Annotated in this window: 20 protein-coding genes; 12 read left to right on the top strand and 8 right to left on the bottom strand. The window is 42.7% G+C overall.

Annotated features, from left to right (window positions below):
• Positions 1–45: 45 nt before the first annotated feature.
• The 5 genes from C900_RS01170 to C900_RS01150 all read left to right on the top strand — a co-directional run bounded on the left by C900_RS01170 (position 46) and on the right by C900_RS01150 (position 4,051).
• The gene (locus C900_RS01170) at positions 46–648 is read left to right on the top strand and encodes a hypothetical protein (RefSeq protein WP_040495139.1); all 603 of its coding nucleotides are present in this window, start codon (positions 46–48) and stop codon (positions 646–648) included.
• The gene (locus C900_RS01165; protein ID WP_009577699.1) at positions 645–1,448 is read left to right on the top strand and encodes a sensor histidine kinase; all 804 of its coding nucleotides are present in this window, start codon (positions 645–647) and stop codon (positions 1,446–1,448) included. The genes C900_RS01170 and C900_RS01165 overlap by 4 nt, the downstream gene beginning before the upstream one ends.
• Positions 1,432–2,079, top strand: coding sequence for a response regulator transcription factor (locus C900_RS01160; protein WP_009577698.1), 648 nt, complete (start codon positions 1,432–1,434; stop codon positions 2,077–2,079). The genes C900_RS01165 and C900_RS01160 overlap by 17 nt, the downstream gene beginning before the upstream one ends.
• A gap of 577 nt (positions 2,080–2,656) precedes the next feature.
• The gene (locus C900_RS01155; RefSeq protein ID WP_009577695.1) at positions 2,657–3,193 is read left to right on the top strand and encodes a DsrE family protein; all 537 of its coding nucleotides are present in this window, start codon (positions 2,657–2,659) and stop codon (positions 3,191–3,193) included.
• Between the two features lie 606 nt (positions 3,194–3,799).
• Positions 3,800–4,051, top strand: coding sequence for a (2Fe-2S) ferredoxin domain-containing protein (locus tag C900_RS01150; RefSeq protein ID WP_009577693.1), 252 nt, complete (start codon positions 3,800–3,802; stop codon positions 4,049–4,051).
• 17 nt (positions 4,052–4,068) lie between these two features.
• Here the strand turns inward: C900_RS01150 and C900_RS01145 are convergent, their stop codons facing one another.
• Together C900_RS01145 and C900_RS01140 are read right to left on the bottom strand one after the other, a co-directional pair.
• The gene (locus C900_RS01145) at positions 4,069–4,629 is read right to left on the bottom strand and encodes a ferritin (RefSeq protein ID WP_009577692.1); all 561 of its coding nucleotides are present in this window, start codon (positions 4,627–4,629) and stop codon (positions 4,069–4,071) included.
• Between the two features lie 204 nt (positions 4,630–4,833).
• Positions 4,834–5,091, bottom strand: a complete 258-nt coding sequence (locus tag C900_RS01140; RefSeq protein ID WP_009577691.1) for a pinensin family lanthipeptide — start codon at positions 5,089–5,091, stop codon at positions 4,834–4,836.
• Positions 5,092–5,241: 150 nt separating this feature from the next.
• On the opposite strand from C900_RS01140, the gene C900_RS01135 reads away from it, so the two are divergent.
• Positions 5,242–5,706, top strand: a complete 465-nt coding sequence (locus C900_RS01135) for a MaoC family dehydratase (protein ID WP_009577690.1) — start codon at positions 5,242–5,244, stop codon at positions 5,704–5,706.
• Between the two features lie 326 nt (positions 5,707–6,032).
• Positions 6,033–6,626 carry a YkgJ family cysteine cluster protein gene (locus C900_RS01130; RefSeq protein WP_009577689.1) on the top strand — a complete coding sequence of 198 codons (594 nt, stop codon included), beginning with the start codon at positions 6,033–6,035 and terminating at the stop codon, positions 6,624–6,626.
• Positions 6,627–6,685: 59 nt separating this feature from the next.
• Here C900_RS01130 and C900_RS01125 read toward each other — a convergent pair whose 3' ends face one another.
• From C900_RS01125 to C900_RS01115, 3 genes are read right to left on the bottom strand one after another with little or no spacing between them, the layout of a single operon-like run.
• The gene (locus C900_RS01125; protein ID WP_009577688.1) at positions 6,686–7,435 is read right to left on the bottom strand and encodes a type III pantothenate kinase; all 750 of its coding nucleotides are present in this window, start codon (positions 7,433–7,435) and stop codon (positions 6,686–6,688) included.
• A 1-nt stretch (position 7,436) separates the two neighbouring features.
• The gene (locus tag C900_RS01120; protein WP_009577687.1) at positions 7,437–8,039 is read right to left on the bottom strand and encodes a hypothetical protein; all 603 of its coding nucleotides are present in this window, start codon (positions 8,037–8,039) and stop codon (positions 7,437–7,439) included.
• Between the two features lie 50 nt (positions 8,040–8,089).
• Positions 8,090–8,305 (bottom strand): hypothetical protein, encoded by a 216-nt coding sequence (locus C900_RS01115; RefSeq protein ID WP_009577686.1) that lies wholly within the window; start codon positions 8,303–8,305, stop codon positions 8,090–8,092.
• Positions 8,306–8,346: 41 nt separating this feature from the next.
• On the opposite strand from C900_RS01115, the gene C900_RS01110 reads away from it, so the two are divergent.
• Complete coding sequence (locus C900_RS01110) at positions 8,347–9,807, top strand: pyridoxal phosphate-dependent decarboxylase family protein (protein WP_009577685.1); 1,461 nt, start codon at positions 8,347–8,349, stop codon at positions 9,805–9,807.
• 37 nt (positions 9,808–9,844) lie between these two features.
• Here C900_RS01110 and C900_RS01105 read toward each other — a convergent pair whose 3' ends face one another.
• Positions 9,845–10,444, bottom strand: a complete 600-nt coding sequence (locus C900_RS01105; protein ID WP_009577684.1) for a hypothetical protein — start codon at positions 10,442–10,444, stop codon at positions 9,845–9,847.
• A 505-nt stretch (positions 10,445–10,949) separates the two neighbouring features.
• Between C900_RS01105 and C900_RS01100 the strand changes: the two genes are divergently transcribed.
• On the top strand, positions 10,950–13,331 hold the full coding sequence (locus C900_RS01100; protein WP_009577682.1) for a GAF domain-containing protein: 2,382 nt from the start codon (positions 10,950–10,952) through the stop codon (positions 13,329–13,331).
• Here C900_RS01100 and C900_RS01095 read toward each other — a convergent pair.
• A complete protein-coding gene (locus tag C900_RS01095; RefSeq protein ID WP_040495135.1) occupies positions 13,321–13,593 on the bottom strand; it encodes a 2TM domain-containing protein in 273 nt (90 codons plus the stop codon). The two genes, C900_RS01100 and C900_RS01095, sit on opposite strands and share 11 nt — an antisense overlap.
• Positions 13,594–13,709: 116 nt before the next feature.
• Here C900_RS01095 and C900_RS01090 point away from each other — a divergent pair, with 116 nt between their 5' ends.
• From C900_RS01090 to C900_RS01080, 3 genes are all read left to right on the top strand, one after another.
• Positions 13,710–14,219 carry a hypothetical protein gene (locus C900_RS01090; protein WP_009577680.1) on the top strand — a complete coding sequence of 170 codons (510 nt, stop codon included), beginning with the start codon at positions 13,710–13,712 and terminating at the stop codon, positions 14,217–14,219.
• 60 nt (positions 14,220–14,279) lie between these two features.
• Entirely contained in the window at positions 14,280–14,738 is a 459-nt protein-coding gene (locus tag C900_RS01085; RefSeq protein ID WP_009577679.1) for a DUF4199 domain-containing protein, read from the top strand.
• Positions 14,739–15,528: 790 nt separating this feature from the next.
• Entirely contained in the window at positions 15,529–15,732 is a 204-nt protein-coding gene (locus C900_RS01080) for a hypothetical protein (protein WP_009577677.1), read from the top strand.
• Here C900_RS01080 and C900_RS01075 read toward each other — a convergent pair.
• Positions 15,729–16,754, bottom strand: coding sequence for an RluA family pseudouridine synthase (locus tag C900_RS01075; protein WP_009577676.1), 1,026 nt, complete (start codon positions 16,752–16,754; stop codon positions 15,729–15,731). The two genes, C900_RS01080 and C900_RS01075, sit on opposite strands and share 4 nt — an antisense overlap.
• Between the last annotated feature and the right edge of the window lie 414 nt (positions 16,755–17,168).

Genomic DNA, 17,168 nt, shown 5'->3' with positions numbered 1-17,168 from the left:
GACCTGATAAATAAAATATCGATTTGGAGCATCCTGCTACCGGCAGTGGCAGGATGCTTCTTTTATCCCCGGCTTTCAGACAAGTCCAGGCTGATACTGCTGTTGGTCTTGCTGGCGTGTGTTCCTCAACTGGCGAGAGCCATTTTGGGCCGGGTTGCTGTCTTAAATATCTTTTATAATATCAATGTCGGAATAGAGCTTGTGATCTTGTACTTCTTTTTCAATAACAGCTATAGCACACCCCGCAAAGAGCAGATCTTTAAAGTATCCGGTATATTTTGCATGCTGTTCGGGCTTATTTCAATCCTCTACTGGGGAATAGAGGACAAATTCCTGACCGAATGGCTATGCCTTAATAATCTCGTTTATACCTCCTGGATATTGCTGAGTGTACTTGACATCTATGAAAATGACGATCGCCTGCTACACACCAAAAGGTCGTATCTGTTTTTCCTTTTGGGGTTGTTCCTGTATACCTCCTGTACGATGCTGATCTTTGGATTGTGGCATTACATTATGGCTACGAGAGATAGCCTGCTAAAAAACCTGTGGATTATACACGATGTGTTTAACACCATTATGTACCTGGTCTTTTTTATTGGCTTTTACCACGACTACAGAGGGCAGAAAAAATCAGTGCCACTATGAGCGACTACCCCATATCAGATATAGTTGTTGCCATTACTGCCGGCTCGCTGCTGTTCTTTCTGTTATGCGCGTTTATCGTAGCATTTACCCTTGTATTTGTAAGGAAGCGCCAGCAGCATAAAATCGAAAAGCAGCAGATCAAAGATCTGTTTTCAAAAAACCTGCTGGAAGCGCAGCTTGAGATCCGTGAACAAACTTTGAAGCATATCGGATATGAGTTGCACGATAATATCGGGCAAATAGCAAGTTTGATAAAGATTAACCTGAATATCATTGATTTAGGGGCCAGAGAAAAGGCCGAAGAGAAACTTGATGAGACAAGAAGCTTACTTCGAAAACTGATATCTGATATCAAGGGGCTAAGTGTTTCGCTGAATAGCGACCGCATCGTTAGCACAGGATTATGCGAAGGATTGAAGAATGAACTGGACCAGATAAAAAAGCTAGGGCTGTATCAGGTGGAATTTCACTGCGTAAACAAAAATATAAAACTGGACCCGAGTAAAGCAATTATTCTTTTTCGGATGTCGCAGGAGATCCTGAACAATATCCTAAAGCATAGCAATGCCAATCATATATCTGTAAATGCCGAAGTGTATGCTGGTTTTCTTAAATTAACATTTAAAGATAATGGTGTGGGTTTTGACATAGATGAAGTCATCAAACGTGGAGGTTCTGGTCTTTTAAACCTGAGGACACGGGCAAAGGTGATACATGCGGACCTCAAAATAAGCAGCACTACCCATGCGGGAACCGAGATTTTAATTAACATGCCCCTAACCAATGAATTCAACAATTAAACTTGCACTGGTAGACGATCATAAGCTGTTTCGTGGTGGCCTCCGTAGCCTGATCGAGTCAATTTCCGATAAATACACTATCGTGTTTGAAGCCGATAACGGGTTAGACCTGCAGCGTAAGCTCAATGAGGATAACACTCCCGATATTATATTAATGGACGTTAACATGCCCGAAATGGATGGCTTTCAGACCGTGGAGTGGCTCACGGCTCAATTTCCAGGCATCCATATCCTTGTTTTGAGTATGATCGAAAAAGAGGAGACCATTGTTAAAATGCTCAAACTGGGGGTTAAGGGCTATCTGTGTAAAGATGCCGAACCTGGCGAATTTAAAGAGGCGTTATCTTCGATCTACGACAAAGGCTACTATTATACCGACTTTGTAACGGGTAAGCTGATCAATGCGCTACAAAGTGATGACGGACAGGATTTATATGATATTAATGAAAGAGAAAAAGAGTTTCTCCAACTCGCCTGCTCGGAAATGACGTACAACCAAATAGCTGACCAAATGTGCCTCAGCCCTAAAACCATTGATGGCTATCGTATGTCACTCTTTGAAAAACTTAATGTGAAAAGCCGGGTCGGACTTGTGCTATATGCCATCAAAAACGGGTTGGTCGAGTATTGAGGAGGGCAAATGGCATTTTTGTGCTGATGCGTTCTTTTTTTATGGTCTTTCATCTAAAATCAAGTATGTCTGGACTTTGTCTGCCAGCCGCTGGTACCCACTACGGATTTGCAGATGGCTCAGATTCCACACCATGACGCTGTTTTTATTGAAGATCATATACAAAGCACCGAACGTCATCACTAAAGTCTCCCCGACCTGGGGAGATGTTCGAAGCGCAGAGAGGTAACCCCACTTACCCACCTCTGTATCTCCTCCCAGAAGGAGAGTAGTTTGCGTGTTTTGGGATGAAGATTCGCCCTTCACTCAATACTCACGACCCAATACTAAGGACTAAAAAATTGCCTGCTTCCATAAACCTGCCAGGCTCCTAATGCTGTCGCTAAAGTTACCTACTTCCGACTTCGGACTGCCGACTCCTGACTCACATCTAATTCCCTTGCTTCAGCAAATTGTTTACTATCTCTTTAGCCTTTCAGTAAAAAACGGGATATTGTGGAAGGATGTAGGTCAGGTGGAGACCATAATGAGTTGAATATTTACCAGATACGCCAGAATTGAATAAACCCCGGGAATAATGAAAAAATATACCTTGCTCTTCAGTGCGATACTTTTAACATGCACATATACTTTGGCTCAGGAACAGGTTTTCCCTGTCATAAAAAATTACGGAGGCATTTATGATATGCCTTCTGCCACTGTAAAGCCCGATCACGAGGGGCCATATAAAATAGTAGTTGATGTGGTTAGCAGGGAAGAAGGACCGTCAGAGCTGTCTTATTCTTTGGTGAATGTGGCACGGCTGATCAATTTACATGCTGTAGGTGGCGTGGATCCAAAGAATATAAAAGTCGTTTTGGCCATACACGGTCCCATGGCGCTTACGGTCATGAACAATGACGCTTATAAGCAGAAATTTGGCGTTGATAATCCGCACACCGACCTCTACAAGGCTCTTGGTGAAGCTGGCGTAAAAATAACTATTTGCGGACAGTCTTTGATAGCTCGACAAATATCACCCGATCAGGTTCTTGAAGGTATTGAAATTGCTACCTCCATGCTTACCACAGTCACTACCTATCAACTCAACGGGTATGTATTATTGAAATTTTAGATAAACGGCGAGTCTTTAATTCACCCCGGTTCCAGATGTACAGATAGATGCTGTCAAGCTAAAGCCACACCTCGGGGAGGCATGAAGAATCTTACTTACTTCAAGGGTACCATTCACAACTTAGTAAGACCCTTCCTCACATACCCATGACAAGTTTTCATTACGTTCTGATAGTCAATGAATTATTCAATTCTCCTACTACCGTCATCCCGGACGTAACGCAGTGAAGATCCGGGATCTCCTCGCTACTGGCTGTGACTGAACTTCAGCCTCTGCCATTGATCTGGGGGATCCTGAATATTTTCTCCGTTGCTCTACGAAAATTCCAGGATGACGTGGTGGTTTATGAGTTCTGTTCCTCCTCTGCTTCCTCTGTGGTTAATGGTGTAATGTCATTATCAACAAAATCAACTAAAAAGTTGTTAGCTACCTCCCCGAGGCAAGTTCGGGACAGGCAGGATGACTGCCCTTTTTTAGGCATTTTATATCGAACTGGGGTTATTTTAATGTCTTCAGTTGATTTAAAGACAGTCAAATAACCTCCCAGAGGTATTTATAATTCCGGGAAAACGGAAATTTATTTATCTAAAATGTGTTAATTCAAAAATGGAAAGCCCGGAAAACAAGAAATATATATTTATCTGCACCAGCAAAGATTGTAAGAAGAACGGAAGCAAGCTGTTGACAAGATCTTTATCGACAGAAATCAAAAAGGCTGCCTTAAAATCATCAGTGGTGGTAGTAAAAACAAAATGTATGAACCATTGCAAAAAGGGGCCGAATGTAATTGTTGAAAATTGCCTCTACCATAAAGTAAAAGAGAAGGAACTGGAAGCCCTTCTCAATAAATTTAAATAAAAGTAAAAAGCAAGCAATTAAATGGTCTGTGACTCACCCAGGCCTGTTTCGCTGCCCTCGCTTTCCAGCTTCGCAATTTCCTGATCGATCGTCCAAAGCCCGATGCCTTCCTCGCCAATGATCTCAAAAAGCTCCACCGCCCTTCTGGCAAGTGTTTCTTCTTCCCGTTGCTCTGTTACAAACCACTGAAGAAAATTAAATGTCGTAAAATCCTTATTTTTAAAGCAGTGCTCCACCAGATCATTAATCGAGCGTGTTACTTCTATTTCATGATCCAGTATTTCTTCAAACACTTCTCTGAGTGAATTAAATTCATGCTTAATATCGGTGATCTGTGGCTGCAATGCATGCCCACCGGCATTGTTGATATAGGCAAACAGCTTTAGCATATGCTGGCGCTCCTCTTCAGAATGCTTATATAAAAACTGGGCCGATTTGATATAACCCCTGGTATCGCACCAGGAAGCCATGGAAAGGTATCTGGCCGAAGAGAGGCCTTCCATCATGATCTGCTTATTTAACTTCTCTTCTGTATCGTCCGATAAAGATCTTTTCGGAGTTATGAACTGTTTTGCCATTACTGTATGCTTTTAATATTTCGATAAATATAATGAATCCGATATTTAATCATGAACAATAAAATGGAAAACTTGTTGGCGCTGAGGGCTGTAATTGTGCCTGGAATGATAAAGTGATGATGAGCGGAGGGCAGAGAGGTCCCGGAGGTATTGGCTGGCTTATACTTACTTAGAAAAATAAAAACCCCCTCCGGAACAACTTTTTTAGAAACAGCCGTTAAAGGTTATCACAGGGCAACCTCCCCCAGGGGTGGTGTAGTAGCCATCACATATCAGTTGCACTTTGGTTTCCAGGCAGCAGGTGGTGTTATTGGTTCCACAGACAATGGTGCCTACAGGTGCGCCACAAAGGATCTCTAACGTATGGAATCCTCCCTTAACAGTTTCTTCAGCTTGTCCTTCTACAGACGTCACAAAGCTCTGTACTTTGAAATCATTGAGGTTTAGTTTTTTCTTTTTCATTGTAGTTCAGGTTTAGATCTTACTCCCTACTCTGTTTATGCTTTTCGGGTTATCGCATTGTTGCCTTTAGTGGGTTTAGTTTTGGAAAGGTTACTGCACGGAAAAATTTTTTTTAATTATCTTCACCGGCAATCCGAACCACAGAAAAATATGAGCAAACTAATAATCGGCAGCTTTAAAGAATTTGAACAACACCTGGGGCAAGAGCTTGGGGTTTCTGACTATTTGAAAATTACACAGGAGCAGATCAACAAGTTTGCAGATGCCACCCTGGATCATCAATGGATACATACAGATCCTGAGCGCGCTGCTACAGAAGGTCCCTTTAAACATACCATAGCACATGGCTACCTTACCCTTTCGGTAGCTCCTTATCTTTGGAAACAAATTGCAGAGATCCGGAACCTGAAGATGATGATCAATTATGGTATTGAAAAACTCAAATTCAATCAGCCGGTATTGGTAGATAGTGAAGTGCGACTGAAGGCTCAACTACATTCACTGGCAGATTTAAGGGGCATCACAAAAGCGCAACTGAATGTTACGCTGGAAATTAAAGACAACCCCAAGCCTGCCTTTACTGCTACACTGGTATTTCTTTATCATTTTGAATAAGTGGCCTATCCTGGCGCAAGTGTTAAGCGATAGCGTCACTTGTGCCTTTACATCAATTCCAGTCTTCAGGCTGGTGACTCCTTACTAATCTCTATTACATTATTAATTATTTGAAACAAACCTGATTCTAAGTATCCAAGAGGATTATGATGAAGAGAATTGACTTAATAAGTGTTTTTGGACTCTGAAGTAAGGGGTTAATGGTTCCATTTGCATGCTTACATGGAACACACTACTGCCTGTTTTTCAATTAGAAAAAAAGCAATTACCGGTGGAATATTTTATTCCGAATTTATGTTAAATTCGCATCTGCTTTTTTAGCATTAATGTCGATTTATCGTAAAGTCCAGGCTGTTGAGCGGGTGTTCAGCAATCTGGAGAGGGAGGTGGCAACCTTTCAAAAGGCTACCGGGATGAAATGCCTCAGCGGCTGCGGGTTGTGCTGTAAAAAACCTGACATTGCCGCCACACCACTCGAATTCTTACCTCTGGCATACCAGCTATTTAAAGATGGGAAAGCCTATGAATGGCTTGAGGAGCTTCAGGCTGAAAGTGATAGCCCTACTTGCAAAGCTTTCCGGCCACTTGTCAGTGAAGGCGACAAGGGCTTCTGCGGCCAATATGAAGACCGGGGACTGATCTGTCGGCTCTTTGGATTTTCAGCCATGCTTGATAAGCAGGGAACTCCACAGTTGGTCACCTGTAAAACGATCAAAACAGAATTTTCAGAAGCCTACCAAAATGGCGTGAAGCATATTGCCGAGGGCAAATCAGTACCTGTGATGCGGAATTTCTATTTTCAGCTCCGTGCTATTGATGCCGAACTGGGCCAGCGGCTGATGCCTGTTAACCAGGCGATTTTGGAAGCTCTGAAGGTAGTGTTGAGCTATTATGCCTACCGGCAAAGAAGAAGAGCGTAGTTGAGTTGGCAATAGGCAGAAGCAGTAGGTAAACTGTCCTTATTGTATTTGTCTAGAGCCTACTTCTTGTTCATTTCATAAATCAGGCGCATACCCTCTAATGTTAAAAGCGGTTCCACAGCATCGAATTGATCATGAAGGGGTTTCAACACCTTTGATAAGCCGCCCGTAGCTACTACTTTAAACTCCTTGTTAAGCTCTTTTTCGATGCGTTCGATCATTTTTTCCACCAACCCTACATATCCCCACAAAATCCCGGATTGGATGGCCGTGGTTGTATCCTTCCCGATAACAGATTCAGGCAACGCCAGTGGTATTTCCGATAGCTTAACTGCATTACCGGCAAGAGCTTTCATGGCAGTTTTCAACCCCGGAGCAATGTTTACCCCGTGTATTCTCTGATCAGCAATTACTGTGAACGTGAGGGCCGTGCCAAAATCTACCACCATACAGTCGCTGTTAAACATGTCAAATGCGGCAGTCGCATTAGCTACCAGGTCCGTGCCAATTTGCTCAGGGCTAAGTATTTCGACAGGGATAGCCGGATAGCTCGATGGGCCTATCACATAAGGTGCAATATGGTATTTCTGCTGCAACTGCCTGGCAATAATATGGGTGAAAAAGGGTACTACGCTGGAAATGACGATACCTGTTATTTCCTTGTCTCCGATATGCTTGTTCAGGGACCGGGAAAGTTTATCCTGCGCTTCGTCCCTTGTTTCTATTCTCCAGACGGTGGGCCATCCTGAACCCCCGCCATAAATGCCAAAAACGACATTTGTATTGCCTATATCAACTGCTAATAACATATTAAACCTGAATATCGCGGATCAGGTGGGTATATCCAAAAGATTTTTCCTTAACCAGCCGAATGGGGCATGCTTTATTTCTAAAAATTTCATCTACCGTCTTTTCCAGGTTAGCCTGTGCGGTGGAACCATGCGCTTCAAAAGCCAATGACCAGAAGGTACGATCTACCACCTCTACCTTCGATAACTCCACCTCACAACCTTCATCCACCAGCTCTTCCATTCCAATTTTATTAGGGTATCCACCTCCCAGCGTAAACCTGAGGAGCTTCCTTATCTTTATGGCGGGTATCCAGACATCCGGTTTCCTGATCATCTCCGGCCATTCTTCATTGCTGGTTACCGGAAAGCTCCATTTTTCGTATTGCGATACATTGCCCTCCACATTTTCCAGGAATTGGCGGGCGCCTCGCTCAGCCTTTATGGGTTTGATCTGTATATTGCCCTCTCTGAGTTTTATGCCCACACCGGCACTTTCCTCCATATTCAGGTAGTAGTCTGTACGGGGCGGCAGGTCCTCAGGGCTGAAGTGTTCAAACCACTCCTGCATTTCCTCAGGCAGAGCCTCTTCAAAGAACCAGCGAATTTCTGTTGTTGAAAGCATAGTATAGTAACAGACAAAGTGTATTGAAGTTCAGCAACACAACGTTACTCCTATTCTCCACGATAAAGCCGTTCGATTTTTTTGCGATCATTATCAGGAAGGGAATGATCCTGAAGCAATCGAAATGCATCTGCAGGAGTCCTAATGTTATATTTTTCAATCACATTTTCCCGCTTGTCCTTTTTTCGCTTTGCCCGTATCATGAAAAAAACGGCAATCTGAAACAACAGAACCAGGCCTACAAATACGATTAACCATTCCATCATTAACTTTTTTAAAAGTTAGGAAATATATCACAATTTTGAATATGCGCAATCTAATTAACGAATATCATCAAAAATCCCGAAACCTGGAACCCAATGACGAGCAGAGAAAAACACTACGAGAGGCAGTTGTCAGGTACACGGAAAATTTTCTCAATAGTGTAAATAATCCGGAGGAGAGTCCGGCTTATCAGGCCAAAGACCATGGACAAGGCCTCATGCAATATGCTATAACGAATGAAGGCTACAATCCGGATGAGGTATTTCAAATAATCAGCGAACATGTGGATAACGGTGGTATCAATGCTGCTTCGGGAGGTCATCTGGGTTATATCCCCGGTGGCGGTATTTATAGTGCTTCTCTGGGCGATTATTGGGCTGACATCACCAATCGCTATTCAGGCGTATTTTTTGCCAGTCCCGGTGCTGTCAGAATGGAAAACCACCTGATCAACTGGATGAAGGAAATGGTAGGCTACCCTGCCTCCGCTTTGGGCAACCTTGCCTCAGGGGGTAGTATTGCTAATTTGATAGCCATAGTAGCAGCCCGCGATGCTGCGGGAATTAATGCTGCTGATATACCACAACAAGTAATTTACCTTTCCGAACAGGCCCATCATTGCATACATAAAGCGATAAATATTGCAGGGTTAAGAGAATGCCAATTACGGTACATCAGCCTCGATAGTCAATATCGGATGGATACCGGCAAACTGCGACAGGCCATTATTGAAGATATCCGACAGGGACTAAAACCCTGGCTGCTGATCGGCTCGGCAGGCACTACAGACACCGGTGCTGTTGATCCTTTCGAAGACATGGCCGACATCGCAGAGGAATATCAACTATGGTTTCACATAGACGCTGCATATGGTGGCTTTTTTATGCTTACAGAGTATGGGAGTAATAAGTTTAAGGGCATAGAACGGTCCCATTCCATTATTATAGACCCGCATAAAGGGCTATTCCTGCCACATGGACTTGGTGTGGCGTTGGTAAGAGACGGAGTGCAGTTGCAAAAAAGCTTTGCGTATCATGCCAACTATATGCAGGATGCCACTGCTTTGGCAAATGAAATATCCCCTGCTGACATTTCTCCGGAGCTTACCCGTCCTTTCAGGGGTTTGCGCATGTGGTTGCCATTAATGGTCCACGGGTTGGCGCCATTTCGGGCGGCACTGGAAGAAAAACTATTGCTTGCGAAGTATGCATGGCAAGAGCTTCGGAAATTTGAGAACATAGAACTGGGACCGGAACCCGAGCTATCTGTGGTAATATTCCGATTTTTACCGGAAAACGGCAATGCCAATCAATTTAATGAGCGGATCATCGGAAAAATTCACGAGGATAGCAGGGTTTTTATCTCTTCTACTACTATTAAAGGCGTTTTCACATTAAGGTTGGCCATACTGGCTTTTCGTGCACACCTGGATACTATTGATCTGGCGCTACAGATTATAAAAGAAAAGATGGAAGAAACAAAAAATGAGGCTGTCCGGGATTAACCGAATCAGCCTCTTAACCTAAACAAAACAATATTTGTTATTTTGAAAACATGGTAACAGTACTATTGTTATCACTAACCTCAAATCTGAAAGAAGACGCTTTTACATTTTTAAGATCATAAGTTTTCCTAAAGCCCTCATCACCAGCAATTACATCTTCATGAAGCAAGCGATTTTGCTCATCGTAAATTTTTACATTGATGGGATCACTGTTGCTTTTTAAAACCGCCAGTCTGAATTTATTATTGTCATTGATGTCAAGTACCCCCGCTCTCAGGCCGGTACTCACCGCCTTTTCAGGTTTTAAGTGATTAACCACTTCTGCTATCTTCGTACCATCTGGGTGAGTTACTTCAAAAGTATACATGCCATAAGGCAGAGACGAGAAATCAAACTGTTGCGCAAAGCCGCCATCATTCGAAACGGACTGAGAATGTACCTGCTTGCCAGCCTCATTGAGGATATCAATCCTTACCGTACCTTTGCTTTCTTTGAGATAAACAAGCTTGTATTTCGCTTGCACGTTTTGAATAATGGCTACTGATTTTTTAGGATCTACAGTAGTAATTCCATTGACATTTGCGTAGACAGAAGCACCTGCAATGAGCAGTGCTGCCATTGTTGTTAAAGTTTTCATGACTATTTATTTTTTGTTGTTGACCTACTGCTAAGACGTGTTTTAGAGGCGCTGTGGTTACATTTCTGACCCTCATTGTGATAAGCGGCAAATTTTAGATTATGAGCGGCGAATGCTAATATGCATCATTCAACTGCATAGGGCCACAGACACAGAAATCTGTAAAGTTTCTATATTTTTCCCCTAAAGCAGATCACAATGAAGTTTTTTTCACACAAGTATTATTTTAAATAGTGTTTGTAAGAAAACTCTAAGTGGCTTTAAGAAATGAAGTGCCAAAAAGCGGAGCGTACTGAGGTACGTGAGCATTTTTGGGGCGAGCGTAACGCAGGCATTGGCGTTTTCTTAGAGGCGCTAAATAAAATATTTTTCCCGTTCATACGACTTTAAATTAAAGCATGAATATGATTTCGGATCACTCAATTATGCTTTTGATCTAAAAAGGGAGAACCTCCGTGACTCTTTTTCGTTCATTTATTGTATCCACCTATAAAAATATTTTCTGATGACGGCATCTAATAAATACCTGGAAAACTTTCCTTTTAGGACAGTCCTAAATTTGTCATCGCTGGTATCCTACTGGGAGGTTAACCTGGAGAGCAATAATATCTTTTCCGGTTATCCGGCTAAAAGGATAAAAAAATTAATTGCAGGGGCTCCTGAACTGCGACAGCCTATAAAAGATCTTGAAGTACTTAATAAACACAAGGAGCTGGTAGGCCTGCTGATGAGCGCTGTTTTCCCTCCTGCTCTGATAAGCTCAGAGCTAGCGGCAGCCATATTGCCGTTTAATTTTCACGGTTTTTATGCCACTCCCAGGTACCGCAAACTGCTACCATTCGACCGGGTCAGGGAAGACATCGAAGTTAATATCCCGGGCAACAACATGCTGGCCGGAAAGATAATGAAGGCATGTATTTTTATCCTCAACAGGTTTTATAATGCAGGCCTGATGGCGGACCAGCCGATGTTAGTGACTATTCCTGATGAGGAAACAGGCCTTAAGCAGGTATTTAAAGTGGACCTTAATACACAGTTTGCAGATGTAATATGTAATGGAGAGCTTGACCCGATTGACAAGAAAACCATAAGGATGCTTCTTGACAATCTTTATGATGTGGATCTGTGGCTTAAACACATTAAACCTGAAAAATTCCATTTCGAAGGATTTTCTATAATGAAACTCACAGATGTTACCACAGAGGAGATGCTATCGTCTGTAAAATATGATCTGCTGAAAAAAGATGCTGTTACCTGTAGCAATAGCTTCAAGGCTATACAGCAGAAGATCCGGGCGATATTCAGACTTCCTGATATGGCCCTTGGGTTAACATATTTTGATCCGAACAACAACATGATCTCTAACTATGGCGCCAGCGATTGGAGCAGCTTTATGATGCCCAACGATGAGGAAGCCATGAACTGCGATTATTTCATCGGTTCTATTTATGACAAAGCTTATCAAAAGCAGCGTCCGGTGATCGTAGAGGATCTCGAAGACCTGGAAACCATAGGGCACATTGAGAAGGCGCTGATCAAAAAAGGCATAAAAAGTGTGGTGGTGGCTCCACTGGTGGTAGATGATGAAGTAATTGGAATGCTGGAGTTAGGCTCCCCAAAAGCGGGGCACTTCAACCCGGTAAGCGCCAGCAAACTTGACAGCTTGCTACCCATGTTCACCGCGGCCGTTCGCAGGGTATTGGGTGAAATGAGGATGGAGGTGAGAGCGCTTATCCAGGAGGAATGTACTTCTATCCACCCCACTGTAGAGTGGAAATTCCTCGAAAGAGGATATGAGCTCATGAACCAGAGAAGGAAAGGGGCAAAAGCCGAATTGGGAGATATAGTTTTTAACCATGTTTATCCCATTTATGGCCTTTCGGATATCAGAAATTCTTCATTGGAAAGAGCAAGGGCCATACAACTTGACCTGAGAAATAATCTGCGGCAAGTGAAAAAGGTGATTTCCACTGTACTTGAGTATAAGAAAATGCCGATTCTCGATGAGATCAACTACAGGGTTGATCTGGAGATCAGGAAAATATCGAAAGGCCTGGATTCCGGTGACGAGTCAAGTGTGCTGGACTTCCTGCGCAATGAGGTAGTGCCTACATTCAATTATTTCAAGGAGACTGAGGAGCTGCTGAGACCTGTTATCGAGGATTATGAAAAGATGTTAGACCCCAAGCTCGGTGTTATTTATGATAAACGTAAAGACTTTGAAGAAAGCCTGACTAAAATAAATGAAACCATTTCCTTATACCTCGATCAGGTAGAAGAGCAGGCTCAGCAGATATTTCCTCATTATTTTGAAAAGTATAAGACCGATGGTGTGGAATATAATATCTATTTAGGCGATTCCCTTGTGCAGGACAGAAGGTTCAGCAAGCTCTTGCTGAGCAATTTCCGGCTATGGCAACTGCTTACACAATGTGAAATCGCTGTAAATATTGAAAAACTAAAACCACAACTGTCAAGGCAATTAGACATCACCCAACTGATCCTGGTGCATGGTGAGCCACTATCCATCAAATTTCGAAGGGATGAAAAACATTTTGATGTAGATGGCGCCTATAACATACGGTATGAAATCGTAAAAAAGCGTATTGACAAGGCTAATGTTAAAGGCACTAACGAGCGATTAACTCAGCCTGGTAAGATAGCGATAGTTTATACTCAACAAAAAGAGGCGGAGGAGTACCTGAGATATATTGAATACCTCAAGTCAATAGACTACGTGTACGGGGATGTGGAGTTACTCGAGTTGGAGGAGCTTCAGGGGGCTAACGGACTAAAAGCATTGAGAATACAGGTCAATCTGAAATCAAATCAGCGAGAATATGGCAATGAATTGCTAAAAGATGTAATTGCTGCTATCAATGCTTAACAGTCACTTGCAATACTGGTGTGTCGCCACCTTGCTTTTTTGGCCTTCTAAAGCTAATTCCACAGAATTTTATGGCATGATATAACAGCACCAATGCCCATAAAATAGCAGGTGAAATCACCCACCAGCGGCTTTCCATATTGGTGAAAATAAAGAACAACAGCGCCAGGTTGATCATAAAATAGGCAACTACATGACCTATAAAATAATTGAGCTGACGCAGGGACTCCCTGGCTGTGCTGTGTTGGTTTTCGGTTTTCATACCCTCATAAACACAGAGGCTTACAAAAATGTTATTTCGGGCTCCGGGTTTTAAGGTCAATCCTTGTATCTTAGTTGTAATTAACTATGTAGTATCTTACAACCCGGATAAGAAAAATGGCTTTACGTTTCTTACTTGCATTAATTTTTGTCAATCACATCACCGTAGCCCAGGATGCTAGTGAGTTGGATAAAAGGAATGGGTTTAAAGACATCAAGATGGCCTCCAATGTGTCGGCTTATGAGGGGCTTGAGTTCAAGAAAGACATTGATGATGACACGTTTCCCGATGCGAAGCTGTACATAGCAAAGAAAGGGCACTACGAAAGCATAGGAACCCTGAAGATCTATGATCTGGAAGTAAAGGTATATAATGACTCGATCTTTGAAATCCGGGTGATCACTGAGAAAGACCCTAACCTGTATAAGGGCCTCAAAAAAGCTTTCGGCGAACCCAAGTTTGGCTATCGCACGGGATACTACCACTGGACTGGCGAGCAACTGGGACTTGCTTATGGTTCTTATTCAAACAATAAGATCGAGATGGTCTACACCTCTTATGTGATGAATAAAAAGAGGAAAGAGGAAAAAAAGCAGGTTGTCGAGGATATAGTAGACGACTTTTAGCCTGACGGAAACAATAGGGATTGACGGTTGTTTTTAATATACCATCAAACCCTAATAGTTATGCAAAAGCAGTCGATTGAAGGCATTGGTATCAAGTATGGTATTCTTTCCGCTATAGCTTACATTCTGTTTTTCTTTTTGATGCAGTTGGTAGGCCTGGCACATTTTTACTGGCTACGGGCTTTAAATTATATCTTCCTTTTTGCCGGCATTTTCCTGGCTATCAGGGAATATAAAGCCAAGCATGTCAGCACTTTTGCCTATATGAATGGCATAGGTGTAGGAATAATGACCTCTGTTATTTCCACGGCCATATTTGCTGTTTTTATAGCTTTTTATTTGGGAATAATAGACCCTGAATTTATGCAGCAGATCCAAAGAGATGAAATGTTTGGTCAGTATCTAAACCCATATATTGCAGGAGCACTCATTTTCCTTGAAGGGTCTATGTCAGGCGCTTTCACAGCTTATGTATTAATGCAGTATTTCAAGCGCAGCCATGCTGATGACACGGTGTAGTGGGATAAAATATAGCTGCAAGCTATAACACAGGCGTCTGACGACTCACAGCAGTTTGGTCCTTTGAAATATGGAATTTGTCTGACTCTTGCTTTAGAAAAGCACGGGTACCCCGTCAGCACGGCTCAAAGCCGTCAGACAGATTATCAACCGAAAGGCCGCTCCAAATTAGCAGAAACCGAGTTCATCAGACAATCGCCTTTTTCTGATTTACGGGCTTGGTTCGCCTGGAGATTTAAGCTTCGGGCGTGCTATACAGGCGTCTGGTGGCTCAAAACCGTCTGACGCCGGGTTGCTCACAGCAGTTTGGTATTTGGTACAAGAAGTTTGTCTGACCACCACAAAATTTCAGCTCTTGCTTTAGAAAACCACGGGTACCCCGTCAGCACGGCTCAAAGCCGTCTGACGGATATCAACCGAAAGGCCGCTCCAAATTAGCAGAAACGGCATTCCTCCCTCCGCATCACCATAGCTTCCGGGGGCAATTTTTGATCACTGATCATCGAACAATTGTCCTTTTTGATTAGCGGTTTTGGTTGGTATGGAGGTTTGATCTTTATGAGTGCTGGTATTTGGAATACTTACGGCTTTGAGCTGTCTGACGTCTACTTTATTCCACCGTTGAATACTCCGTAGTTACTATTCACCTTAAAGCAGGATTAATCATTAGTAACCGGTTGACAGCCAAGGATTAACTGTATGTTTTCATTCCGTTAAGCTTTGGTAATTCGCCAACTGGAACCATGGAATTGCGTTAACTTTACTATACAACCACTACACCACTACAAAAATGAAAACGTTAACAAAAAAGCAGGCCATCCTGCAATCGCTGGAGGCTATGAACGCTTCTGAAATGGAGAAGGTGCTTGATTATATCAAGGACTTGCTGTACGATCCTCATCATGATGAGAACTATCAGCAGTTTAAGCAGAAAGCGATGAAGGAAATCGAAAAAGCGCTCAAGAAAAATGACGATATGAATCTGGCAGTTTAGGTATACTGCACATAATGTCTCCATTTTTCCAGCACGGCTTCAAAGTCTGCCGGCAGTTCACTGTCAAACTGCATGAATTCTTTTTTCACCGGGTGAACAAACCCGAGTGATTTGGCATGCAGCGCCTGCCTTGGTATGATCTTGAAACAGTTGTCGACAAAGCTTTTGTACTTGGAAAATTGAGTTCCCTTTAGCACTTTATCTCCACCATAGGTGGCATCGTTAAACAAGGGATGTCCCAGATGCTTCATATGTGCCCTGATCTGGTGCGTTCTACCTGTCTCCAGGTTGCATTTTACCAATGACACATACCGCAGATCTTCAACGACTTCGTAATGGGTGATAGCATTCCTTCCGATAGATTCATCTTCATACGCTACAGTCACTCTTCTGTCTTTTAAGCTTCTACCCAAGTTGATATTGATAGTGCCTTTTTCGGGTTCGGGAACGCCCCATACAAGGGCATAGTATGTTCTTTCTATGGAATGGTCATAAAACTGTTTGGCCAATCCGTTCATACCGGCTTCAGACTTGGCGATTACCAATAATCCTGAGGTATCCTTATCTATCCGGTGAACCAATCCCGGCCGGCCTTCATTGCCTTTCATCTCGGGGAGGTTTTGGAAATGATAAGCCAGTGCATTTACCAAAGTCCCGGACCAGTTTTGATAGGCCGGATGCACCACCATTCCCGCTTCTTTATTCACGACCAGCAAGTCTTCATCTTCATAAATGATATTGAGCGGAATATCCTCCGGCACAACCTCCGTATCTCTCGGCGGCTCTGGCAGCGCTATGGTGATCACATCTGCCGGGCGTACCTTGTAGTTCGGTTTCACCTCTACTTCATTCACCTTTACAAAGCCGTCTTTTATGGCATTCTGCAGCTTATTACGGGTTACATTGGGTAATCTGTCCATCAGAAATCTATCGATCCTCAGCAACTGCTGCTTCGGGTCTGCTACTATCCGATGATGCTCAAAAAGCTCATCATCTTCCTCAATTAATTCTTTGTCAGACATGCCTTTGGTTGTAACCTGTTTGAAATTCCGGAGTATTCCTTTTTGCAATATTATGCATCCTTTTTATGAAACAACTGTCTTTAGCACATTAAAACTTCCGGTCATGCTCAAAAACTATTTCACCATCGCCTATAGAACGCTTGTCAAAAATAACATTTATTCCCTAATGATCTTTTGGGGTGGCTTTTGGGATAGCAACGTCCTTAAATCATCCTTTGGGTACTAGTGTTAAGTTAAGCATACTTTAGCCATACCAAGCTTTGTTCTTTTTGTCCCATGCTGCCTTAAAAAATACTTACGTAGCTATGGCTATGCTCATATTTTTTGCGTTGCCTGGAACAAAAATAACTGCAACTTATACGGCACAGTACACTTAACTCAACACTAGATGAATTTAACAATAAATTATAATTT

Origin of the sequence: Fulvivirga imtechensis AK7 (assembly GCF_000331535.1) — a bacterium.
GTDB classification, from domain to species: Bacteria; Bacteroidota; Bacteroidia; order Cytophagales; family Cyclobacteriaceae; genus Fulvivirga; species Fulvivirga imtechensis.
The sequence above is the reverse complement of the archived record's forward strand: the minus strand, read 5'-3'. Positions and strand labels throughout refer to the sequence as shown.

What these genes read in the sequence shown, in the direction of transcription:
- C900_RS01080 (WP_009577677.1), top strand. Translation starts at nt 15,529, where the DNA reads ATGAAAACGTTAACAAAAAAGCAGGCCATCCTGCAATCGCTGGAGGCT.
- C900_RS01135 (WP_009577690.1), top strand. Translation starts at nt 5,242, where the DNA reads ATGAGCAAACTAATAATCGGCAGCTTTAAAGAATTTGAACAACACCTG.
- C900_RS01140 (WP_009577691.1), bottom strand. Translation starts at nt 5,091, where the DNA reads ATGAAAAAGAAAAAACTAAACCTCAATGATTTCAAAGTACAGAGCTTT.
- C900_RS01100 (WP_009577682.1), top strand. Translation starts at nt 10,950, where the DNA reads ATGACGGCATCTAATAAATACCTGGAAAACTTTCCTTTTAGGACAGTC.
- C900_RS01090 (WP_009577680.1), top strand. Translation starts at nt 13,710, where the DNA reads ATGGCTTTACGTTTCTTACTTGCATTAATTTTTGTCAATCACATCACC.
- C900_RS01095 (WP_040495135.1), bottom strand. Translation starts at nt 13,593, where the DNA reads ATGAAAACCGAAAACCAACACAGCACAGCCAGGGAGTCCCTGCGTCAG.
- C900_RS01110 (WP_009577685.1), top strand. Translation starts at nt 8,347, where the DNA reads ATGCGCAATCTAATTAACGAATATCATCAAAAATCCCGAAACCTGGAA.
- C900_RS01145 (WP_009577692.1), bottom strand. Translation starts at nt 4,629, where the DNA reads ATGGCAAAACAGTTCATAACTCCGAAAAGATCTTTATCGGACGATACA.
- C900_RS01150 (WP_009577693.1), top strand. Translation starts at nt 3,800, where the DNA reads ATGGAAAGCCCGGAAAACAAGAAATATATATTTATCTGCACCAGCAAA.
- C900_RS01115 (WP_009577686.1), bottom strand. Translation starts at nt 8,305, where the DNA reads ATGATGGAATGGTTAATCGTATTTGTAGGCCTGGTTCTGTTGTTTCAG.
- C900_RS01155 (WP_009577695.1), top strand. Translation starts at nt 2,657, where the DNA reads ATGAAAAAATATACCTTGCTCTTCAGTGCGATACTTTTAACATGCACA.
- C900_RS01160 (WP_009577698.1), top strand. Translation starts at nt 1,432, where the DNA reads ATGAATTCAACAATTAAACTTGCACTGGTAGACGATCATAAGCTGTTT.
- C900_RS01125 (WP_009577688.1), bottom strand. Translation starts at nt 7,435, where the DNA reads ATGTTATTAGCAGTTGATATAGGCAATACAAATGTCGTTTTTGGCATT.
- C900_RS01085 (WP_009577679.1), top strand. Translation starts at nt 14,280, where the DNA reads ATGCAAAAGCAGTCGATTGAAGGCATTGGTATCAAGTATGGTATTCTT.
- C900_RS01130 (WP_009577689.1), top strand. Translation starts at nt 6,033, where the DNA reads ATGTCGATTTATCGTAAAGTCCAGGCTGTTGAGCGGGTGTTCAGCAAT.
- C900_RS01120 (WP_009577687.1), bottom strand. Translation starts at nt 8,039, where the DNA reads ATGCTTTCAACAACAGAAATTCGCTGGTTCTTTGAAGAGGCTCTGCCT.
- C900_RS01165 (WP_009577699.1), top strand. Translation starts at nt 645, where the DNA reads ATGAGCGACTACCCCATATCAGATATAGTTGTTGCCATTACTGCCGGC.
- C900_RS01105 (WP_009577684.1), bottom strand. Translation starts at nt 10,444, where the DNA reads ATGAAAACTTTAACAACAATGGCAGCACTGCTCATTGCAGGTGCTTCT.
- C900_RS01075 (WP_009577676.1), bottom strand. Translation starts at nt 16,754, where the DNA reads ATGTCTGACAAAGAATTAATTGAGGAAGATGATGAGCTTTTTGAGCAT.